Genomic DNA, 21,634 nt, shown 5'->3' with positions numbered 1-21,634 from the left:
CAGCAAACGGCGCGGGCCATTTTTTTCGACAAAATGTGACACCCTTCACCCCTCCTTCGTGCTCGGAAATCTCCTACGGCCTTCTCAGGTCACGCAATGAATCGCCACGCCGATGCGCTCACAACGCACGTCCCGACGAGTTGGGAACGTGCTTTTGTTCGCTCATTGCAGGAGATTCAAATGTTCCGACTGATCAATCAAGCGCTCGGCAACATGAACGTCAGATTCAAGCTGTCCCTGGGTTTCGGCCTGGTGCTGCTATTGACGCTGATCATCACACTGACGGGCTGGCATGGCCTGTACACCATGATCGACCGCTCGGAGTCGCTCTCGGACATCGCCCAGCTCAACGGTCTGACCAAAGACCTGCGCGCCGAGCGAATCACCGACCGCGTCCAGAAAACGCCGGAGAGCACGGCGCTGGTTACAGAAAAGCTCAATGAAATGAAAGCCCAGCTCACCCTGCTGCACAAACAGAGTGAGGAGCAGGCAACCATCAAGCTGCTCAACGGCCAGTTCGAGATGCTGAACAGGCTGGAAAAGACCTTTGCGGACGTTCGCATCAACCGACAAACCCGCAACCAGATACGCGCGCGCCTGGAGCAGACGTCCGAACAGGCCTTGCAGGCCATCGCGCAGGTTGAAGTAGAGGTACTCAAAAGCGTCAGCCAGGAACAGGACAGCAGCGAGCGGATGGAGGAGTTCACCAACATTTCGCAATTGAGACAGCAGGTCCAGACCGCTCGTTATCAGGTGCAGACGTATACCTTCACCACCCGTGACGCAGATGAAAGCGCAGCCATAGCAGCCATTGACGAAGCGCTCAAGGAAGTCGGACAGATCGCTCAGGATCAGGGCAACGAAAGCCTTCAGGGCCTGACAACCGCGACCGCCGCCCTGCAGAGTTATCGGGAACGGCTCGGCGAGTTCAAGCAGATCCAGACCAAGGCCGAAGCGGATCAGGAAATCATGGAGGGTCTTGGCGCAGCGCTGCTGGACTCCGTCGCGGCGCTGAACCGCCTGCAGACTGAGCAGCGCGACAGCGAGGCGGCCAACTCCAGCGCCATGCTGAGCAGTGTTGCAGGCCTGGCACTGCTGATCGGATTGCTTGCCGCCTGGATCATGACCCGACAGATCACCGTGCCGTTGCAACAGACACTCATTGCCGCAGCACGCGTCGCTCAGGGCGATCTGAGCCGGGATATATCGGTCACGCGCCGTGACGAAATGGGTCAGTTACAAGGAAGCATGCAGACCATGACCGTCAGCCTGCGCGAACTGGTCGGCGGCATCAGCGAGGGCGTATCGCAGATCGCCAGCGCGGCCGAGCAGTTGTCAGCGGTGACCAAGCAGACCTGCACCGGGGTCACCAGTCAGAAAGACGAAACAGACCAAGTGGCGACGGCCATGAATGAAATGGCCGCAACCGTGCAGGAAGTCGCGCGCAATGCGCAGGAAGCGTCGCAGGCGGCCGCTCAGGCGGATCAACAGGCGCGCAGTGGCGATGAAGTGGTCGGGCAGGCGATCATTCAGATCGAGCAGCTGGCTCGCGAGGTGCTGAACTCCACGCAGTCGATGAGCGCGCTCAAGCAGGAAAGCAACAAGATCGTCGGCGTTCTCGACGTGATCAAGTCTGTTTCACAGCAGACCAACCTGCTGGCCCTCAATGCGGCCATTGAAGCAGCCCGCGCGGGAGAGGCCGGGCGCGGTTTCGCGGTGGTTGCCGATGAAGTTCGGGGGCTGGCGCAACGCACGCAAAAGTCTACCGAGGAAATCGAAGAGCTGATCGCCGCCCTGCAAACCGGCACTCAACAGGTCGCAACCACGCTGGATAACAGCCGTACCCTGACCGACAACACGGTTGAACTGAGCCGTCGCGCGGGTGGCGCGCTGGAGCAGATCACCCGCACCGTGGCGACGATCCAGCACATGAACGAACAGATCGCCACCGCCAGCGAGGAACAGAGCGTGGTCGCCGAACAGATCAACCGTAACGTCATCAGCGTACGCGACATCTCCGAACAGACCGCCGCAGCCAGCGAACAAACCGCCGCCTCCAGCGTCGAACTCGCCAGACTGGGAACGCACCTGCAGACACTGGTGGGGAAATTCAGGGTGGGTTGATAGATCTGCGACGCAAGGATTCCGACGCTGGAACGCTTGGCGTTATACACCAGCCTGCTTTTGATTCTGCCCAACGGGCGTAGGAGCGGACTTGTCCGCGAAGGGGTCGCCAAGCTTTCCGAACATGCATCGCCTGAGCGAGCGTCTTCGCGAACAAGTTCGCTCCTACCCCTCAGGCAGAAGGCTGTTTTTGATTCTGCCCAACGGGCGTAGGAGCGGACTTGTCCACGAAGGGGCCGTTAAGGTTTCCAAAAATGTATCGCCTGAACAACCGTCTTCGCGGACAAGTTCGCTCCTACCCCTCGGGCAGAAGGCCGTTTTTGATTCTGCCCAACGGGCGTAGGAGCGGACTTGTCCGCGAAGGGGCTGTTAAGGTTTCCAAAAATGTATCGCCTGAGCGAATGTCTTCGCGAACAAGTTCGCTCCTACCCCTCGGGCAGAAGGCCGTTTTTGATTCTGCCCAACGGGCGTAGGAGCGGACTTGTCCGCGAAGGGGTCGCCAAGCCTTCCGAACATGCATCGCCTGAACGACCGTCTTCGCGAACAAGTTCGCTCCTACCCCTCGGGCAGGAGGCCGTTGATTCTGCCCAACGGGCGTAGGAGCGGACTTGTCCGCGAAGGGGCCGCCAAGCTTCCCGAACATGCATCGCCTGAGCGAGCGTCTTCGCGAACAAGTTCGCTCCTACCCCTCGCTTGCGCGGGTCTTTACCACTAGACGCAATAAAAAAGCCCCCGACGCGCTAAGCGTCGGGGGCTCTTTTCGTAGCCGGGCGGTTTAGACCGGGACCGGCTCCGATGCTTTACCTACAGGTTGCAAAGGCAGCAAAGGCGCATGCGGATCGGCTTCGATGGAAGCTCTCCACGCGGCCAGCCACTCTTCGTGACCTTCGCTCCAGACGCGCTCGTGCAAGCGGCCAAGGGCGACCGGGTCGCTCAGCAGCATCAGGCGTTCCTGATTGCCGAGTTTTGCCGGACCAACCTTGAGTGCCTGATCGACACGCTCCATACGCACCACTTCAATCGGTTGAGCCTGACGGTGACGCGACGTCGCCAGGGCGCAGGCCAGGGCGTTCTGTCGCGGGTCGACTACTGCGCGGATGAAGCCCTGTTTCAGCGCATGCCAGCGGTTCTCGTAGGTGTACTGATCCGTCGAGATCAGCTCTTGCGGCGGCTCGAACTCTTCAGGAATCAGGAAGAACTTCTCGTCACGCGCCTTGACGCCCAGATTGGTACGGCTGGAAATCACCGACACCGGAATCGACAGCATCAACGACACCACGATCGGTGCAAGCCACCACAGGAAGCTCGGGTTCAGCCAGAACACCAGCAAGGCCCAGCACGCGCCCAGCAGGGTTTGCGGACCGTGGCGCTTCACTGCTTCGATCCACGGCGTGGAGTCATCGTCGCGTTGCGGCGAGTTCCAGGTCGCGGCCCAGCCCAGGAAAGCGGCCAGTACGAAGCGGGTGTGGAACAGCATGCGCACCGGAGCCAGCAGCACCGAGAAGAGCATTTCCAGCAGCATCGAAATGGTGACCTTGAACTTGCCACCGAAGCCTTTCGCGCCCTTGGCCCAGATCAGAATGACGCTGAGCAGTTTAGGCAGGAACAGCAGGACAATGGTGGTCGAGAACAACGCAACGGCTTTTTCCGGGTGCCATTGTGGCCACAGCGGATACAGCTGACGCGGTTCCAGGAAGTAGGTCGGCTCCATCAGCGTGTTCACTGCCAGCAAGGCCGTGGACAGCACGAGGAAGAAGAACCACAACGGCGCCGACAGGTAAGACATCACGCCGGTCAGGAACACCGCACGGTGAACCGGGTGCATGCCCTTGACCAGGAACAGCCTGAAGTTCATCAGGTTGCCGTGGCACCAGCGACGGTCACGCTTGAGTTCGTCCAGCAGGTTGGGCGGCAACTCTTCGTAGCTGCCTGGCAGGTCGTAGGCAATCCACACGCCCCAGCCGGCACGGCGCATCAGCGCAGCTTCGACGAAGTCGTGGGAGAGGATCGCACCGGCGAACGCGCCTTTGCCGGGCAACGGCGCCAGGGCGCAGTGCTCGATGAAGGGTTTCATGCGGATGATCGCGTTGTGACCCCAATAGTGGGATTCACCCAACTGCCAGAAGTGCAGACCGGCGGTGAACAGCGGACCATAGACCCGGGTAGCGAACTGCTGCATGCGTGCATACAGCGTGTCCATGCCCGACGCACGTGGCGCGGTCTGGATGATACCGGCGTCCGGCGTGGCTTCCATCAGGCGAACCAGACTGGTCAGACACTCACCGCTCATGACGCTGTCGGCGTCCAGCACGACCATGTAGCGGTAGTCACCGCCCCAGCGACGGCAGAAGTCGTCGAGGTTGCCGCTTTTGCGTTTTACGCGGCGGCGACGGCGACGATAGAAGATCTTGCCGAAGCCTTTGGTCTCGCGGCACACGTCCAGCCACGCCTGTTGCTCGGCAACGGCGATGTCGGTTTCGTTGGTGTCACTGAGCACGAAGAAATCGAAACGATCCAGGTCACCCGTGGCAGCTACCGATTCGAACGTAGCACGCAGACCGGCGAAAACCCGTGGCACGTCTTCGTTGCAGATCGGCATGACCAGCGCAGTACGTGCGCCCTTTTCGATCGGCTCGTTGCCAGCACTGGCACCCGAGATGCGGTATTTGTCGCGACCGGTGAGCAGCTCGAGGAAGCCCATCAGCGCGGTCCAGAAACCGGCCGACACCCAACAGAACAGAATCCCGAACAACAACAGAATACTGGTCTGCAAGGCATAAGGCATGACCTGCAAGGCGGTCTGCACAAAGGTCTGACGGGTGATTTCGTCGAGCGAAACCAGCGACCAGCCCTGATACGGCAGGATGCCCTTCATGTACCAGCCAGCCACGATCGTCTGACCCAGCATGAGGATCAGCAGGATGTAGCGACGGATCGAACCGACGGTGCGCCAGCGCGCCTTCGGCAGATCCCGCGGCAGGTCATCATGCTCGGGCTTGGGCGGATTGCCCTTGCCGGTCAGACGACGCCAGCCGCGCACCAGGATGTTGGTGCGCCATGGCTCTGGCACGACCTTGGTCCGGCGAATCGGCGGTGTAGCCTTCAGGCACAGGCGACCACTGGCGTCGACGCCGAGCATCTCGGCGTCCTCCAGCTGATCTGCGGTGGTCAGCGTCAGACGGCGACCCACCGAAGCCTGAGCGGCCTCGGCAGGGTCAGTGACCGGCTGCGCGGACAGTCGCTCATGCAATTCGGCGAAGGTCGTGCAGCCGGCAAGTTCTGCCCGCTGCTCGTCGCTCATCGGTAAATGCGCCAGGTACTCGTTCAGAGACATTGGCACCGGTAGAGAATTACTCATCGCTCGGCAACTGATAGCTCCAGGTCTCGGTCATGACTTGCAACGTCTTGGCCGGTTCCGGATGGGTGGGCGCTGCCTCGGTTTCAGGCTGCTGAATTTCCTTACCGTCCTTGTCCTTGGCTACGTCAGCCTTGGATGCGTCGGCTTTGCCTGCATCGGCCTTGGCGACTTCGCCTTTGCCTTTGGCTGCGTCAGCTTTTGCTGCGTCAGCCTTGCCAGCTTCAGACTTGGCAGTCTCAGGCTTGGCAGCTTCAGGCTTCGGCGCGTCGGCCTTGGCGATTTCTACTTGGTCGTTGGCGGACTCCTTGGCGACTGCCGGCTTGGCAGCTTCCTTGGCGGCGGCCTTCTTCTCTTCGGCCTTGTCAGCCACGAGCAGCGCAGGTTCCTTGCCCGGTTCGGCAGGGATTTCACGCAACAGGTAAGCGCGCATTTCGGTCGGCTTGCTGGAGTCCTTGACCTTCACCCGCAGGGTCAGGCGGTAACCTTTGGTGACCGGGTTGTAGCGCAGGTTGTTTTCCACCAGCTCGACGTTGTCGTCAGTCGTCACCTGGCTGCGAATGGTCTTGTCTTCCGGCAGTGCGGCCAGCACCGGGCCCACGAAGTCGACCAGGAAGGCAAGGCTGCCGTCCGGCTGACGAATCAGGTTGGACTGACGCACGTCACCGATGGAGCGTTGAGTCTGCTTGACCCAGCCCAGATCCGGCGAGTGAATCGAGTTTTCCTGCATGGTCCAGTGCAGACGGTAATCGAACGCCATTTCCTGGCCAGGCTCTGCCAGCGTTTCAGGCTTCCAGTAGGCCACGATGTTGTCGTTGGTCTCGTCGGCAGTCGGAATTTCGACCAGCTCGACAGTCCCTTTGCCCCAATCGCCCTTCGGCTCGATCCAGGCACTTGGACGCTTGTCGTAACGGTCATCCAGGTCTTCGTACTGGCTGAAGTCGCGGCCACGTTGCAGCAGACCGAAACCACGCGGGTTCTCGACCGAGAAGCTGCTGATGGACAGATGTTTAGGGTTGTTCAGCGGACGCCACAGCCACTCACCGTTGGCCGCCTGAATCGACAGACCGCTGGAATCGTGCAGTTCACGACGGTAGTTAGGCACACGCGAAGGCTGGTTGGCGCCGAACAGGAACATGCTGGTCAGCGGAGCAACGCCCAGCTTGTTGACCTTATCACGCAGGAACATGCGCGACTTCACGTCAACCAGGGTGTTGGTACCCGGACGCAGGGTCAGCTGATAGGCACCGGTGGCACGCGGCGAGTCGAGCAGTGCGAAGATCACCAGATGGTTGTCATCCGGGCCTGGCTTCTCGATCCAGAATTCCTTGAAGCGCGGAAATTCTTCACCGGACGGCGAGGCAGTGTCGATCGCCATGCCGCGCGCGGAAAGGCCATAAACCTGACCCTTGCCGATCACGCGGAAGTAGCTCGCGCCCAGCATGGTCATGATTTCGTCCTGTTTGTCATCCTTGTTGATCGGATACAGGACACGGAAACCGGCATAACCCAGTTTCTCGGTGGATTTCGGGTCGATCTTCAGATCGCCGAAGTCAAAGCGATTCGGGTCGTATTTGATCTCGTCGACGCTGGTCGCGGTCACTTCGTTGATCTTGACCGGCGTATCGAAGTGCATGCCCTGGTGGTAGAAAGACACTTTGAACGGAGTCTTTTCACCCGCCCATTCGGCCTTGTCATCACGGAAGCGGATCTTCTGATAATCGGCAAACTTCATGTCGCGCAGCTCGTTCGGCAGATTGCTCCTCGGAGCCTCGAACTTCTGCCCGGCCATTTCTTTGGCCTTAGCCGCTACATCATCAAGGTTGAACGCCCACAGTTGACCTGCACTGAACAGGCATACAAGGGCCGAGCTTGCCAGAAGTGCACTACGCAACCGCTTGACAGGTGTCTTTGGAGCATCACAGGGACTAACAATCACGAGCAACCCTCGCCGAAAAACAGATGAAAAAACCAACGGCCAGCTATCAATGCCGGGTTGGCGAGCATTGTTCCGACTCCGAATGGGCTTAATGATTCCCCAACCAGGTGTCAGAACCGCTTTTGTCATACCAAATGGACCAACTGCGTCGATCCCCGTAGCGCGCGATTATCCAGTAGCGCGCGCCACAACGCATCAGGTATGACAAAGAAATTTATTCCCGCAAGACAGATGAATTCAGGGGGATAAAGTGAAATCGTAGCTTATGTATCAAATAAAAATGTCACGGGGCCATCATTTATCAGGTGCACCTGCATGTCTGCACCAAACTGGCCCGCCGCTACCGTGGGATGCGCGATTCTGGCCTGGCTCAACAGATAGTCGAACAACTCGGCACCCAGCGCCGGAGGAGCGGCTTTAGAGAAGCCCGCACGCAACCCGCTTTTGGTGTCCGCAGCCAGCGTGAACTGGGAAACCAGCAACAAGCCGCCACTCACCTCGCGCAAAGACAGATTCATCTTGCCCTCGGCATCGCTGAACACTCGATAATTGAGCAACTTGTGCAGCAACTTATCGGCACTGGCGCGGGTGTCTTGAGGCTCTATTCCCACCAACACCAATATGCCCTGTTCAATGGCACCCACGACCTCGGTGCCGACCTCGACGCGCGCACTTCGCACGCGCTGCAACAAACCTTTCATAGATGCCTTTCCAGACTCAAAACCAATACCGGATGACTGTCACGCTTCTTCGGGCGGCAGGTCTAGCAGGTTGCGTGCAACTTCTGCTGCGGCCCGCACCAGCGCATCGGCGATACCCGGTTCGGCTGCCGAATGCCCGGCCTCGCGAATCACCTGCAGCTCACTGCCAGGCCAGTTCTGGTGCAGCTCCCATGCATTATCCAGCGGACAGATGACATCGTAACGACCGTGGACAATGATTGCCGGCAGATGGGCGATCTTCGGCATGTCGCGAATCAACTGGTTGTCTTCGAGGAAGGCGTTGTTCGTGAAGTAGTGGCATTCGATGCGCGCGATAGACAGCGCACGGTGCGGCTCGGCGAAGCGATCGACCACTTGCGGATTGGGGCGCAAGGTTGCGCAGCGCCCTTCCCAGGTCGACCAGGCCTTGGCGGCGTGCATCTGGGCGATCTGATCCGGACCGGTGAGTCGCTTGTGGAAAGCGGCCAGAATATTGTCACGCTCGTCCAGCGGGATCGGCGCGACATAATCCTGCCAATAGTCGGGGAACAGACGACTGGCGCCCGCCTGATAGAACCAGTCGATTTCCTGCTGACGGGCAAGGAATACGCCACGCAGGATCATCGCGTGCACGCGGTCTGGATGGGTCTGTGCATAGGCCAGAGCGAGGGTCGAACCCCACGAGCCGCCGAACAATACCCATTTGTCGATGCCGAGGTGCTCGCGAATCGCTTCAAGGTCTTCTACGAGTTTCCAGGTGGTGTTGTTTTCAAGGCTCGCATGCGGTGTGGAACGACCGCAGCCGCGCTGGTCGAAGGTGACGATGCGGTACAGGTTGGGATCGAAATAGCAGCGGCTGTGCGCATCGCATCCCGAACCCGGGCCGCCATGGATGAACACCACTGGCAACCCTTCTGGCGAGCCACTTTCATCGACGTAAAGCACATGCGGTTGTTCCACGGCCAGATCGTGCCGGGCGTAGGGTTTGATCTGCGGGTACAAAGTCTGCATAAGTGCTCCATAAGTCCAGTTCAGAGGCTTCTATTATTCTGCCGTGGGGCATCATAAACCCGAAACGAAGAATCAGCATGCTGCACGTCATTGATCAGGATGGAACGAACGATGCAAGCGTTTTGCCAATTTCACCGGTGCGCGAACCAGAGCCGTCGCGCTGGGTCGAAGCGAGAGCTATGCCATGAATTATTTCGCTTTTTTTCAGGAAATAATTGACGACACGCCTACAGTCTAAGAATCCCGCTTTCCATTCGTCAGACTACTTGAGGTTTTACCGATGTCTCAGGAACCACTTGTTCGTGACGCTGATGTGGCCGCTTTTCGCGCCGCTGTGCTCGCCAAACTCACCTACTCGGTGGGCAAGGACCCCGACCATGCGTTTGAGCATGACTGGTTTGAAGCTGTCGCCCTTGCCGCCCGCGACCATATGGTCGAACACTGGATGGACCATACGCGGCAGATCTATCGCAAGGTTCAGAAACGCGTTTACTACCTGTCTCTCGAATTCCTGATAGGCAGGCTGCTGTACGACAGCCTGAGTAACCTGGGCCTGCTCGAAGTCGCTCGCGAGGCGCTGACCGAGCTGGGTGTGGACATCGAGCGTATCCGCCTGCTTGAACCGGATGCGGCGCTGGGTAACGGCGGCCTCGGTCGTCTGGCGGCGTGCTTCATGGAAAGCATGTCGACCCTGGGCATCGCGGGTCATGGTTACGGCATTCGTTACGAGCACGGCCTGTTTCGTCAGGGCATCGTCGATGGCTGGCAGCAGGAACAGACCGAGAACTGGCTGGACTTCGGTAACCCATGGGAATTCGAACGCCCTGAGGTGGTGTACTCCATCGGCTTCGGCGGCAGTGTCGACACCGTCCCGACCGAGGCGGGCGATTCGCGTCAGGTGTGGCGTCCGGGCGAGACCGTTCGGGCCATCGCCTATGACACCCCGGTGGTTGGCTGGCGCGGCAAGAGCGTCAACACCCTGCGTTTGTGGCGCGCCCGTGCAGTAGAAGACCTGCACCTGGAACGCTTCAACGCTGGCGATCACTTTGGCGCGGTGGCCGAAGTGGTGCGCGCCGAAAGCATTTCCCGCGTGCTTTACCCGAACGATGCGACCGAAGCCGGTCAGGAACTGCGTCTGCGCCAGGAATACTTTTTCGTTTCCGCATCGCTGCAGGACTTGCTGCGCCGCCATCTGAACCAGCACGCCACACTGACGGATCTGTCCGAGCACGCGGCGATTCAGATGAACGACACGCACCCCTCGATCGCCGTGGCCGAGCTGATGCGTCAGTTGATCGACAACCACAACATCCCATGGGACACCGCCTGGAAAATCACCGTCGGCACCCTCGGCTACACCAACCACACTCTGCTGCCTGAAGCACTGGAAACCTGGTCGGTCGGCCTGATGGAGCGGATGCTGCCGCGTCACATGCAGATCATCTACCTGATCAACGCGCAGCACATCGACACACTGCGCGCCAAGGGCGTCGACGACGTCAACGTGCTGCGTGCCGTGTCGCTGATCGAAGAAGACAACGGTCGTCGGGTACGCATGGGCAACCTGGCATTCCTCGGCTCGCACAGCGTCAACGGCGTTTCGGCGCTGCACACGCAACTGATGCGCAAGACCGTGTTCGCCGAGCTGCACAAGATCTATCCGGAGCGGATCAACAACAAGACCAACGGCATCACCTTCCGCCGCTGGCTGTTCCAGGCCAACCCGAAACTGACCGAGATGCTTGTCGAGTCGCTCGGCGAGGATGTTCTGGACAACGCCGAGACGCGCCTCAAGGAGCTCGAGCCGTTCGCCGAGAAATCGTCGTTCCGCAAGCAGATGGCCGATCAACGCCTGCACAGCAAGCGTGCGCTGGCGGCAATCATTCATGAACGCCTGGGCATCGCCGTCAATCCTGCCGCGATGTTCGACGTTCAGGTCAAGCGGATCCACGAGTACAAGCGCCAGCTGCTGAACCTGTTCCACACCGTCGCCCTGTATCAGGCCATTCGGGCCGAGCCGGGGACCGATTGGGTGCCACGGGTGAAGATCTTCGCCGGCAAGGCGGCGGCCAGCTATCACTCGGCCAAACTGATCATCAAGCTGACCAACGACATCGCGCGGACCGTGAACAACGATCCGACCGTACGCGGTCTGCTGAAAGTGGTGTTCATGCCCAACTACAACGTCAGCCTGGCGGAGAGCATCATTCCGGCGGCCGACCTGTCCGAGCAGATTTCCACCGCAGGCCTGGAAGCATCCGGGACCAGCAACATGAAGTTCGGCCTCAACGGCGCACTGACCATCGGTACGCTGGACGGTGCCAACGTAGAAATGAGCGAGCAGGTCGGGCTGGAGCACATGTTCATCTTCGGTATGTCTTCGCAACAGGTCGAAGCCCGCAAGCAGGCAGGTGAATTCAGCGCGCATGACGACGTGGCCGCTTCCGGACGCTTGAACGATGTGCTGCAGGCGATCCGTGGCGGTGTGTTCTCGCCGGATGATCCGAACCGTTATGTGGGTCTGATCGATCAGCTGCTGGCGTATGACCGGTTCCTGGTCTGCGCTGACTTCGACTCGTACTGGGCAGCCCAGGCCAAGGTCGAAGAGCGCTGGCACGACTCCAAGGAATGGTGGCGCTCGGCGGTCCTCAACACCGCACGCATGGGCTGGTTCTCCTCGGACCGGACCATCCGCGAGTACGCCGGAGACATCTGGAAGGCGCTGGAGTGACGTCATAGCCTGAACAGACTCACAACCCCAGTGGGAGCGAGCCGGGCGACGCTTCGCTTGCTCGCGAAGAGGCCATTAAGGTCTGCGCAAAGAAGGCGCTCGAAACGACGCCTTCGTGAGCAAGCTCACTCCCACAAGCGCCACAAGGATCTGCCTCAGTCCTGCAGAGACTCTGGTGCCCCCGGCTCAAAACATTACAAGCGATGTCCGCCCGCCCCTATATACTGCGCCTGATGAACCTTCACACATCGAAAAGGATGTCGTCGCGTGCTTTGGATTTGTCTGGTGGTGGGCGGTGCGCTATTGGGCTACTCGCTCAGTTATGACGAGTGGGCCGGTACGCTGATGGGTACAGTCATGGGCTGGGTTTTCTGGGCCGGCATTCGCGTGCGTCTGCTTGGCAGGCAATCCGCTGATCAGCTGCAGCAACTGCTCGCAACCCGCGAATCCCTCGATGCCCTTCAACAGCGCCTGAGCGCACTCGAACGTCAGTCCGCGCCCGGCGTGCCGCCTGCGCAGGCCCCTGCACCGCTTCCACTCGATGCGATCATTGTCGAAGCACCCACCGACGGCCCCGAACTGATCTGGGACCTGCCGGACGAAGCGCCGCAGGCAGCAACGCCTGTCGAGCCCGCCCCGCAGAACCTGCAGCCAACCAGGGCAGCAAAAGCCAATCCGCTGGACAGCGCGATCAACGCCGCAAAAGACTGGCTGCTGGGCGGTAATACCGTGCTGCGCGTGGGTGTCGTGGTGCTGTTCCTCGGCCTGGCGTTTCTGCTGCGCTATGCCACCGAAGGCATGGTCGTACCGATTGAAGCGCGCTACGCCGCAGTGGCCGCGAGCGCCATGGCTTTGCTCGGTCTGGGCTGGTGGCTGCGGATGCGCAACGGTCCTTACGCCTTGATGCTGCAAGGCGCCGGTGTGGGGGTGCTGTACCTGACTGTCTTCGCCGCGATGAAACTGCACACCCTGCTGGACCCGACGCTGGGCTTCGCGCTGCTGGTCGCAATCACCAGCTTCTCAGCCATTCTGGCGCTGACACAGAACTCGCTGGCCCTCGCCTGCGCCGGTGCGCTGGGCGGCTTTGCGGCACCGTTGCTGGCTTCGACCGGGCAAGGCAGCCATATCTCGCTGTTCAGTTACTTTGCCCTGCTCAATGCAGGCATCATCGCCATCGCCTGGTTCAAGGCCTGGCGCATTCTCAACCTGATCGGCTTCTTCGGCACCTTCGGCATCGGCTTCGCCTGGGGCCTGCAGGCTTACACACCGGCATTGTTCTGGAGCACCGAGCCCTTTCTGATGGTGTTCTTCCTGATGTATCTGGCCATCGGTCTGCTGTTTGCCCGCCGCAAACTGCTGGAGCTGGACAGCGCGCCATCCGACCACACTCGCGACGCCATGCTGCGCTGGGCTGCGCGCCAGGGCGATTACGTCGACGGCACGTTGTTGCTGGGCACGCCGATAGTCGGCTTCGGCCTGCAATATGCGCTGGTCGAGCATCTGGAGTTCGGCGCTGCGTTCAGCGCGCTTGCGTTGGGCTTGATCTACATGGCGCTGGCACGCTGGCTGGCAGCACGTGCGCCAGGCCAAACCGCTTTGCTGATGGAAACCTGCCTGGCGCTGGGCGTGGTGTTTGCCACGCTGGCGATCCCGCTGGGCCTGGGTTCGCAGTGGACAACCAGCGCGTGGGCCGTGGAAGGCGCGGCGATTTTCTGGCTGGGCTTGCGTCAGCAGCGCAGGCTGGCACAGGCTTTCGGCCTGCTGCTGCAACTGGGCGCCAGCGCGATTCTGATCAGCGGCGGCACCGACAGCTCGCCGCAAGCCTTTGCCAATGATTACTGGACGCCGATGATCCTGGCCATCGCAGCCATGGTCAGTGCCTGGTGCGTGTTCCGCCTCAATTCGCTGACCCTCATCGATCAGCGCACCGCTCGAACACTGCTGGTCATCTGGGGCGCGTTCTGGTGGATGGTCTCGCTGACCAGCGCTGTGATGCTGCACGCGCCAGAGGCCTATCTGGCTGCAGCGTTTTTGCTAGCCCTTGCGCTCAGCGTGGCGCTCTGGGCCGCACTCGCCATCCGCTTGCGCTGGGAGGATCTGGCCGCGCTGTGCAGCGCACTGACACCAATCAGCGCAGCCTTGCTGATGATCTCGATGGACCTGCGAAACAATCCGGCAGGCGACCTGGGCTGGCTGGCCTGGATGGCGGTGTTCGCCGTGCATCTGCTGACCCTGCGCCATTTGACCGGCATGCAATCCATCCTCGCCCGACGCGTCGCTCACACCGTGGGCTGCCTGCTGATCATCGCCGTGCTGGCACTGGAACTGCGCTTCGGCCTGCTGCAACTGTCCGAACATTACAACGCCTGGCGCTGGCTGGGCTGGGCGATTGTGCCGAGCCTGTTCCTCCTGGCGATGAGCTCGACGCGCCAATGGCCGTGGCCGGTAAAAGCCTGCCCCGAGGCCTATCACCTCGGGGCCGCTGCACCGCTGGCGGTGTTGATGCTGGCGTGGTTCTGGCTGGCGAATACCTTCAGCGACGGCGCGGCGGATCCACTGCCGTATATTCCGCTGCTCAACCCGCTGGAAATCGGTTTGCTGTTGTCACTGGCCGGGGTCTGCCTGTGGCTGCGCAAACACGTCATGCGCCTTGGTGACGCTGCCTTGCTGGTGGCTGGCGCGTCACTCTTCGCGCTGGTTACGGCAATGGTCATGCGCACGGCGCATCATTGGGCTGATGTGCCATGGAACACCGGGGCGCTGCTCGACTCGATGCGCGTCCAGGCCGGGTTGTCGATAGTCTGGACGCTGATGGCACTGGCCTTGATGATCGGCGGTCACATGCGCTCCAACCGCCAGCTGTGGCTGGGCGGCGCAGCGTTGATCGGGGTGGTGGTGGTCAAGCTGTTCTTCGTCGAGCTGAGCAACCGCGGCGGCATGGAGCGCATCGTCTCGTTCATCGGTGTTGGCATTTTGCTATTGGTGGTGGGATATTTCGCACCTTTACCGCCGAAACACTCTGTCACAGAGGTCGGCGAAGAACCCGGCCCAGGCCCGACTGCCGCACCGGACACGCTATGAGGAAACCGTTCTTGAGTCATCCTGCCATGAAGATCGCCGTGCTTGGCCTGGCCTTGTGCACGGCGATAACCGCCCTCGCCCAGGACAAACCGGCGGACTTCGCCAGCCAGACGCCGCTGAGCCTGAGCGGCGAAGGACCGTGGTATCGCATCGAGTTGCCGCTTGCCGTCCAGTTGAATGCCCGGCAGACCGATCTGAGCGATGTACGCGTGTTCAATGCCGAGGGCCAGCCGCAGGCTTACTCGATCACGCCGCGCCAGCCCGCGCCCGAACAGGAGCCGACGCCGATCGAAGTCAACTGGTTCGCCCTGTACAGCACACAGGAGGCGGGCGACACCGCACCGGTCATCCGTATCGAGCGCTCCAGCAACGGCAGCGTGATCGAGGTCCAGCCACAAAGCGATATCGAAGCAGGCGAAGAAGTGCTGCGCGGCTGGTTGCTGGACACCAGCGCAATCAAGGCACCGCTGGAACAACTGGTCATCGACTGGAGCACCGAGCGGGAGGGCTTCCAGAACTTCAGCATCGAAGCCAGTGACGACCTGCAGCACTGGCGCAACTGGGGCGAGGGGCAGGTTGCACGGCTGTCGTTTGCCGACGAAGTGGTCGAACAGCGCGAAGTCGGCCTGCCCGGCCAGAGCGCGCGCTATCTGCGCCTGCTGTGGCGCTCCCCGCACAGTGCGCCGCTGCTGATCTCTGCGCACCTGCTGAGTGCCAGCAGCGACACTCCGGCCACGCCGCTGACCTGGTCGCCACCGGTCAAGGGCAGCGTCGAAAGCCCCAACGAGTATGTCTGGCAACTGCCCACCGGCTTGCCGATAGGCCGCGTCAAGATCGACATCACCCAGCCCAACAGCCTGGCACCGGCGACGCTCTACGGCCGGCTCGATAGCGGACAGCCCTGGCAGCCGATCAGCAGCGGCCTGCTGTATCGCTTGTCGCAGAACAACAGCGACGTCTTGCAGGACCAGCTGCAACTGTCCGGACGCATCGTTCAGCAGCTCAAGCTGGTGGTGGATGATCGTGGCGGCGGACTGGGCAGTGAAGCGCCGCAGTTGAGTGTGGCTGTGCCTGCCACGGAGGTGGTGTTCCTGGCGCGCGGTAACGGGCCGTTCACCCTGGCGATCGGCAACCCGAGCGTCAAGGCTGCCAACCTGTCGCTGGCCACGCTGATTCCTGACCTGAGTGCGGAAAAGCTCGCGACTCTCGGCACAGCGAGCCCAGCCACAACGGCTGTGGCCAACATGTCCGCTGCGCCGATCGCCGTGCCACAAAGTACTGACTTCAAACGCCTGGGGCTTTGGGCCGTGCTGCTGCTTGGCGTGGTGTTTCTGGGCTGGATGGCGTTCAGCACGCTGCGCGCTGCAAAACGCTGAAACAGGCGGCCTGTCAGGCGCGGTTCGCCTGACATCTGAACTGAAACAGTCTTAAGCCAGTCTCATAGCAGTATTACGTCGCCACTCGCGTTAAACTGCGCGGGTTTTCATACCCCTATTTTCGGAGCTATCCATGTCCCGCGTCACACTAAGTCGTTACTTGATTGAGCAGACTCGCAGCAACAACACCCCTGCCGATCTGCGCTTCCTGATCGAAGTTGTGGCGCGCGCATGTAAGGAAATCAGTCACGCCGTCTCCAAAGGCGCGCTGGGCGGCGTACTGGGCAGCATGGGCACCGAAAACGTTCAGGGCGAAGTGCAGAAAAAACTCGATGTAATCTCCAACGAGATTCTGCTCGAAGCCAACGAGTGGGGCGGTCACCTGGCCGGCATGGCGTCCGAAGAAATGGACAATGCCTACCAGATCCCGGGCAAATACCCGAAGGGTGCCTACCTGCTGGTTTTCGACCCGCTGGACGGCTCGTCGAACATCGACATCAACGCACCGGTCGGCACCATCTTCTCGGTACTGCGCTGCCCGAACGAATACCTGAGCCAGAACGAAGCGCTGAATGAAAAGGCCTTCCTGCAGCCAGGCACCGAACAGGTCGCCGCCGGTTACGCCATCTATGGCCCGCAAACCATGCTGGTCCTGACCCTGGGCGATGGCGTGAAAGGCTTCACCCTGGACCGCGAGATGGGCAGCTTCGTGCTGACTCACGAAGACATCACCATCCCGGAGTCCACTCAGGAGTTCGCGGTCAACATGTCCAACCAGCGCCACTGGGAAGCCCCGGTACAGCGCTACGTGAGCGAGCTGCTGGCCGGTGAAGACGGTCCGCTGAAAAAGAACTACAACATGCGCTGGGTCGCGGCGATGGTGGCCGACGTGCACCGTATCCTGACCCGTGGCGGCCTGTTCATGTACCCGCGCGACAGCCGCGAGCCTTCCAAGCCGGGCAAACTGCGCCTGATGTACGAAGCCAACCCGATGTCCTTCCTGGTCGAACAGGCTGGCGGTGCGTCCACTGACGGCCATCAGCGCATTCTCGACATTCAGCCTGAAGGCCTGCACCAGCGCGTAGCGGTGTACCTGGGTTCCAAGGAAGAAGTCGAGCGCGCCACCGCGTATCACAAGGCGTAAGACGTCTTCTGCACCGCTGGTGATCGGGCCATGCTCGATCACCAGCGCGTGAGTCAATGCTCGGAAAAACGGGCAGCCCGCCCTTCGCCCAGCCCCTTCTGCGGGCCAACTATCTGATCCACGGCATAAATCCTTGCGCCGTCCGGGAACCAGATTCCCTTTTTCTCTTCTAAGCTTGCGGTACTGCGCCAGCGCCAGACTGCACCGGCTTGCACTGCGACGCGACCCCCTTCCGTTCAGGAGCTACATCCATGTCCTTGCGTTCTGTCGCGTTAATCTCGTTCTGCGTCCTGCTGGCTGCCTGCAGCAAGATCACTCAGGAAAACTACTCTAAACTGTCCGCTGGCATGCCTAAGGCTCAAGTCGAGTCCTTGCTGGGCAGCCCGACGGAATGTTCCGGTGCGCTGGGCATGTCGAGCTGCACCTGGGGCGACCAGAACACCTTTATCAGCGTGCAGTACGCAGCGGACAAGGTTGTGCTGTTTTCGGGCCAGGGTCTGAAATAACACATGATCAAGGTACTGGTACGTTTTGGAATTTGTGTCATGGCCAGCTTTTTGGCCATCGGTTTTGCCCACTCGGCTGACAACCTCGAGCCAAAGACCGTCGACAGCGTCGACCTCAAGCAGTATCAGGGCACCTGGTACGAGATCGCCCGCCTGCCGATGTTCTTCCAGCGCAAGTGCGCTCAGTCCGAGGCTCGTTACACGCTCAAGGATGACGGCAATATCGCGGTAACCAACCGCTGCCGCACGATTGAAGGCAAGTGGGAAGAAGCCACCGGGACCGCCTCGCCGCAGGTTCCGGGCAAGACCGACAAGCTGTGGGTCGTGTTCGACAACTGGTTCTCGCGCCTGCTGCCGAGCGTTGCCAAGGGTGATTACTGGATTCTGGACGTCAGCGAAGGCTACCGCACCGCGGTGGTCGGCAACCCGGATCGCAAATACCTGTGGCTGTTGTCGCGGACACCGACCGTGTCTGCCTCGGTCAGGGAAGACATGCTCAGCAAGGCCCGCCAGCAAGGCTACGACACCTCACGCCTGATCTGGCGCGAGGATGACTCGAAGATCGGCAAGGGCGAGAAGTAACCGAATCGGGATTCTGGCTAAGCCCGGCAGGAGCGAACTTGTTCGCGAAGACGGTCGTTCGAACGATAAATTTCAGAACGCTTTCCGGCCCCTTCGCGAACAAGTTCGCTCCCACGGCCTTCGGCCAGAAGCAGAAGCGGACTCGTGGATAACGCCGAGTGCTCCGCGTCCTCCCTTGCATCAGCCCAGCAACTCCCTCAACACCTGGGCGAACTCGCGGTTACTTTGTTCTTCTGCGGCGTGTCGCCCCTCGCGTATCACCCATCGTCCGTTGACCGCCACGTCGCGGATCTGCCGATCGCTACCGGCGAATAGCCAGCGGTTGAGGATGGCGTCGTCCGAAGCCGTGGCGATGTACGGGTCGTTGCCATCCAGCACCAGCCAGTCAGCGCGTTGACCCACTTGCAGCGTACCCATCTGCTGCCCCAATGCCTGCGCGCCACCGGCGAGTGCAGCGTCGTATAGCGTGCGGCCAACCATGGGCTGATCGCTGCGATACAGCCGGTTACGGCGCTGATCGCGCAGACGCTGGCCGTATTCCAGCCAGCGCAGTTCTTCGACCACGCTGAGCGAGACGTGACTGTCCGAACCGATCCCCCAGCGACCGCCCTGAGCAATGTAGTCCACCGCCGGAAAGATCCCGTCGCCGAGGTTGGCTTCAGTGGTCAGGCATAACCCGGCCACCGCGCCGCTTTGCGCCATCAGGGCCACTTCATCCGCCTCGGCATGGGTCGCATGCACCAGGCACCAGCGGTTATCCACAGGCGCGTTTTCATACAGCCATTGCAGCGGGCGTCGACCACTCCAGCTCAGGCAGTCATCGACTTCCTTCTGTTGCTCCGCGATATGAATATGCACCGGACACTGGCGGTCGCTGGCCGCCAGCACTTCACTGATCTGCTGCGGTGTCACCGCGCGTAATGAGTGGAAGCAAAGACCGAGTTGCTGCGCAGGCTGAGCCGCCAGAACCGGACGCAGACGAGCCTGCAGATCCAGATAGCTGTCGGTGCTATGGATAAAACGCCGCTGACCCTCGTTGGGAGCCTGCCCGCCAAAGCCGGAATGGCTGTACAGCACTGGCAGCAAGGTCAGGCCGATACCGACCGAACCGGCCGCCTGGCTGATCTGCAGCGCGAGCTCGGCAGGGTCGGCATAGGGCTTGCCATCGCTGTCCTGATGCACGTAATGAAATTCGGCAACCGAGGTGTAGCCGCCCTTAAGCATCTCGATGTACAGCTGACGAGCGATAACGCCCAGTTGCTGCGGGCTGATGCGCCCCACCAGGCGATACATCAGGTCGCGCCAGGTCCAGAAACTGTCGTTGGGGTTGCCCGCCACTTCCGCCAGCCCGGCCATTGCACGCTGGAACGCGTGGGAGTGCAGGTTCGGCATGCCAGGCAGTAAAGGCCCGTGAACCTTCTCGGCGCCCTGTTGATCGGCATTAGCCTCGACGCGGGTCAAAATACCGTCCTGACTGACCTCCAGACGCACATTGCTGGCCCAGCCGTCGGGGAGTAACGCGCGCTCGGCAAAGAAGGATGACATTGACTTCACACCTCATCACTGTAATTTGTATATACATATACAGACGTTTGAGCGACCGGTAAACCGCCTGCATGCTTGCCGAGCAGCAGGTTAATGGTTAGCGTGAGCGCTTTGCTGCGTCTGAATGCTCCCGAAAACACCGCCTCGAACAACAAGGACTCCCACGTGTCGACTCCGCCCGCCGCTTCTTCCCTGGCAGCCCAGATGGGCGAAAGTCCCGCACCCTTGTACGCCCGCGTGAAACAGATGATCGCCTTGCAAATCCAGAATGGCACCTGGCCGCCGCACCACCGTGTGCCGTCGGAAAGCGAACTGGTGACGCAGCTGGGTTTCAGCCGCATGACCATAAACCGGGCACTGCGCGAGCTGACCGCCGAGGGCCTGCTGGTGCGCATGCAGGGCGTCGGCACCTTTGTCGCCGAGCCCAAGAGCCAGTCGGCGCTGTTCGAAGTGCACAACATTGCCGACGAGATCGCCGCGCGTGGCCATCGCCATACCTGCAAGGTCATGGTCCTCAAGGAGGAAGCCGCTGGCTCCGAGCGCGCCCTGGCGCTGGACATGCGCGAAGGCCAGCGGGTCTTCCACTCGTTGATCGTGCATTACGAGAACGACATCCCGGTGCAGATCGAGGACCGCTTCGTGAACGCCCAGGTCGCTCCGGACTACCTCCGGCAGGACTTTACCCTGCAGACGCCTTACGCCTACCTCTCGCAGGTTGCGCCGCTCACCGAAGGCGAGCATGTGGTCGAGGCGATTCTCGCCGAAGCCGATGAATGCCGGCTGTTGCAGATAGAGGCGGGAGAACCCTGCCTGCTGATTCGCCGCCGTACCTGGTCAGGCCGTCAGCCGGTCACCGCCGCGCGCCTGATCCACCCCGGCTCCCGCCATCGCCTGGAAGGACGCTTTACCAAATGAGCCAGACCCGTATTTTGCGCGCCGCCGACTATCCGCGCATGCCGTGGAAGAACGGCGGAGGCAGCACGGAAGAAATCGCTCGCGACGCCGGCCAGGATCTGGACGGTTTCGGCTGGCGGCTGTCGATTGCCGACATCGAAACCTCGGGCGGCTTTTCGGTGTTCGCCGGTTATCAACGCATCATCACCGTCCTGCAGGGCGCGGGCATGGCGCTGGACGTGGATGGCCTCAGCAGTCGTCCGCTGCTGCCATCGGACCCGTTTGCATTCAGCGGTGACAGCCAGGTCGATTGCACCTTGCTGGACGGGCCGATTCGCGATTTCAACCTGATCTACGCCCCACACCGCTACACTGCACGCCTGCACTGGATAGACGTGCGTCACCCGCAACGCCTGTTCAGTTCAGCCAGCACCCTGGTGCTGTTCAGCATGGCCGAGCAAGTGGCGATCAGCGTCGACAGTCAGCCGTGGGAAATCCTAGGCAAACACGATTGCGCTCAGGTGGACAACGCTGGCGGTCTGCTTGAAGTCGAACTGGAATCACCTCGCGCCAGCCGTTGCTGCCTGATCGAGCTCACCGCCACAGGCCAGTAAGCGGCCTGTCTGCACACTTTATAAAACCCGC

Annotated in this window: 14 protein-coding genes and 1 pseudogene; 10 read left to right on the top strand and 5 right to left on the bottom strand. The window is 61.0% G+C overall.

Annotated features, from left to right (window positions below; all coding sequences use genetic code 11):
- Positions 1-96: 96 nt before the first annotated feature.
- Positions 97-1,266, top strand: a pseudogene (locus tag GE543_RS28025) (methyl-accepting chemotaxis protein); the annotation flags it as partial.
- Positions 1,249-2,124, top strand: coding sequence for a methyl-accepting chemotaxis protein (locus tag GE543_RS28020; RefSeq protein WP_371927229.1), 876 nt, complete (start codon positions 1,249-1,251; stop codon positions 2,122-2,124). The pseudogene GE543_RS28025 and the gene GE543_RS28020, both read left to right, overlap by 18 nt.
- A gap of 775 nt (positions 2,125-2,899) precedes the next feature.
- Here GE543_RS28020 and mdoH read toward each other — a convergent pair.
- The 4 genes from mdoH to pip all read right to left on the bottom strand — a co-directional run bounded on the left by mdoH (position 2,900) and on the right by pip (position 9,130).
- On the bottom strand, positions 2,900-5,482 hold the full coding sequence (gene mdoH / locus GE543_RS22225) for a glucans biosynthesis glucosyltransferase MdoH (protein WP_060400360.1): 2,583 nt from the start codon (positions 5,480-5,482) through the stop codon (positions 2,900-2,902).
- A complete protein-coding gene (locus GE543_RS22220) occupies positions 5,475-7,418 on the bottom strand; it encodes a glucan biosynthesis protein G (RefSeq protein ID WP_024649753.1) in 1,944 nt (647 codons plus the stop codon). Before GE543_RS22220 ends, mdoH begins: the two co-directional genes overlap by 8 nt.
- Positions 7,419-7,681: 263 nt before the next feature.
- Positions 7,682-8,119: a D-aminoacyl-tRNA deacylase gene (gene dtd / locus GE543_RS22215; RefSeq protein WP_024662891.1), complete on the bottom strand. Its 438-nt coding sequence runs from the start codon at positions 8,117-8,119 to the stop codon at positions 7,682-7,684.
- A gap of 39 nt (positions 8,120-8,158) precedes the next feature.
- Positions 8,159-9,130 carry a prolyl aminopeptidase gene (gene pip / locus GE543_RS22210; protein ID WP_153222387.1) on the bottom strand — a complete coding sequence of 324 codons (972 nt, stop codon included), beginning with the start codon at positions 9,128-9,130 and terminating at the stop codon, positions 8,159-8,161.
- Positions 9,131-9,410: 280 nt separating this feature from the next.
- Here pip and GE543_RS22205 point away from each other — a divergent pair, with 280 nt between their 5' ends.
- The 6 genes from GE543_RS22205 to GE543_RS22180 all read left to right on the top strand — a co-directional run bounded on the left by GE543_RS22205 (position 9,411) and on the right by GE543_RS22180 (position 18,550).
- Positions 9,411-11,861, top strand: coding sequence for a glycogen/starch/alpha-glucan phosphorylase (locus GE543_RS22205; RefSeq protein WP_003403097.1), 2,451 nt, complete (start codon positions 9,411-9,413; stop codon positions 11,859-11,861).
- A 267-nt stretch (positions 11,862-12,128) separates the two neighbouring features.
- Positions 12,129-14,942, top strand: coding sequence for a DUF2339 domain-containing protein (locus tag GE543_RS22200; RefSeq protein ID WP_371927227.1), 2,814 nt, complete (start codon positions 12,129-12,131; stop codon positions 14,940-14,942).
- A gap of 26 nt (positions 14,943-14,968) precedes the next feature.
- Positions 14,969-16,318, top strand: a complete 1,350-nt coding sequence (locus tag GE543_RS22195) for a DUF3999 domain-containing protein (protein ID WP_178118657.1) — start codon at positions 14,969-14,971, stop codon at positions 16,316-16,318.
- 133 nt (positions 16,319-16,451) lie between these two features.
- The gene (locus GE543_RS22190) at positions 16,452-17,462 is read left to right on the top strand and encodes a class 1 fructose-bisphosphatase (protein WP_003341445.1); all 1,011 of its coding nucleotides are present in this window, start codon (positions 16,452-16,454) and stop codon (positions 17,460-17,462) included.
- A gap of 251 nt (positions 17,463-17,713) precedes the next feature.
- Positions 17,714-17,968, top strand: a complete 255-nt coding sequence (gene bamE, locus GE543_RS22185) for an outer membrane protein assembly factor BamE (protein ID WP_003304592.1) — start codon at positions 17,714-17,716, stop codon at positions 17,966-17,968.
- A 3-nt stretch (positions 17,969-17,971) separates the two neighbouring features.
- Positions 17,972-18,550, top strand: a complete 579-nt coding sequence (locus tag GE543_RS22180) for a lipocalin family protein (RefSeq protein ID WP_003304589.1) — start codon at positions 17,972-17,974, stop codon at positions 18,548-18,550.
- A gap of 180 nt (positions 18,551-18,730) precedes the next feature.
- On the opposite strand, the gene GE543_RS22175 is transcribed toward GE543_RS22180, so the two are convergent.
- Positions 18,731-20,095 carry a formimidoylglutamate deiminase gene (locus tag GE543_RS22175; RefSeq protein ID WP_153222385.1) on the bottom strand — a complete coding sequence of 455 codons (1,365 nt, stop codon included), beginning with the start codon at positions 20,093-20,095 and terminating at the stop codon, positions 18,731-18,733.
- 204 nt (positions 20,096-20,299) lie between these two features.
- Between GE543_RS22175 and hutC the strand changes: the two genes are divergently transcribed.
- Together hutC and GE543_RS22165 are read left to right on the top strand one after the other, a co-directional pair.
- Positions 20,300-21,010: a histidine utilization repressor gene (gene hutC, locus GE543_RS22170; protein ID WP_161420743.1), complete on the top strand. Its 711-nt coding sequence runs from the start codon at positions 20,300-20,302 to the stop codon at positions 21,008-21,010.
- Entirely contained in the window at positions 21,007-21,603 is a 597-nt protein-coding gene (locus GE543_RS22165; protein WP_153222383.1) for a HutD family protein, read from the top strand. Before hutC ends, GE543_RS22165 begins: the two co-directional genes overlap by 4 nt.
- Positions 21,604-21,634: the final 31 nt, after the last annotated feature.

Source organism: Pseudomonas sp. SZ57 (assembly GCF_009495975.1).
GTDB lineage: Bacteria > Pseudomonadota > Gammaproteobacteria > Pseudomonadales > Pseudomonadaceae > Aquipseudomonas > Aquipseudomonas syringae.
This window is presented reverse-complemented; position numbering and strand designations above follow the sequence as displayed.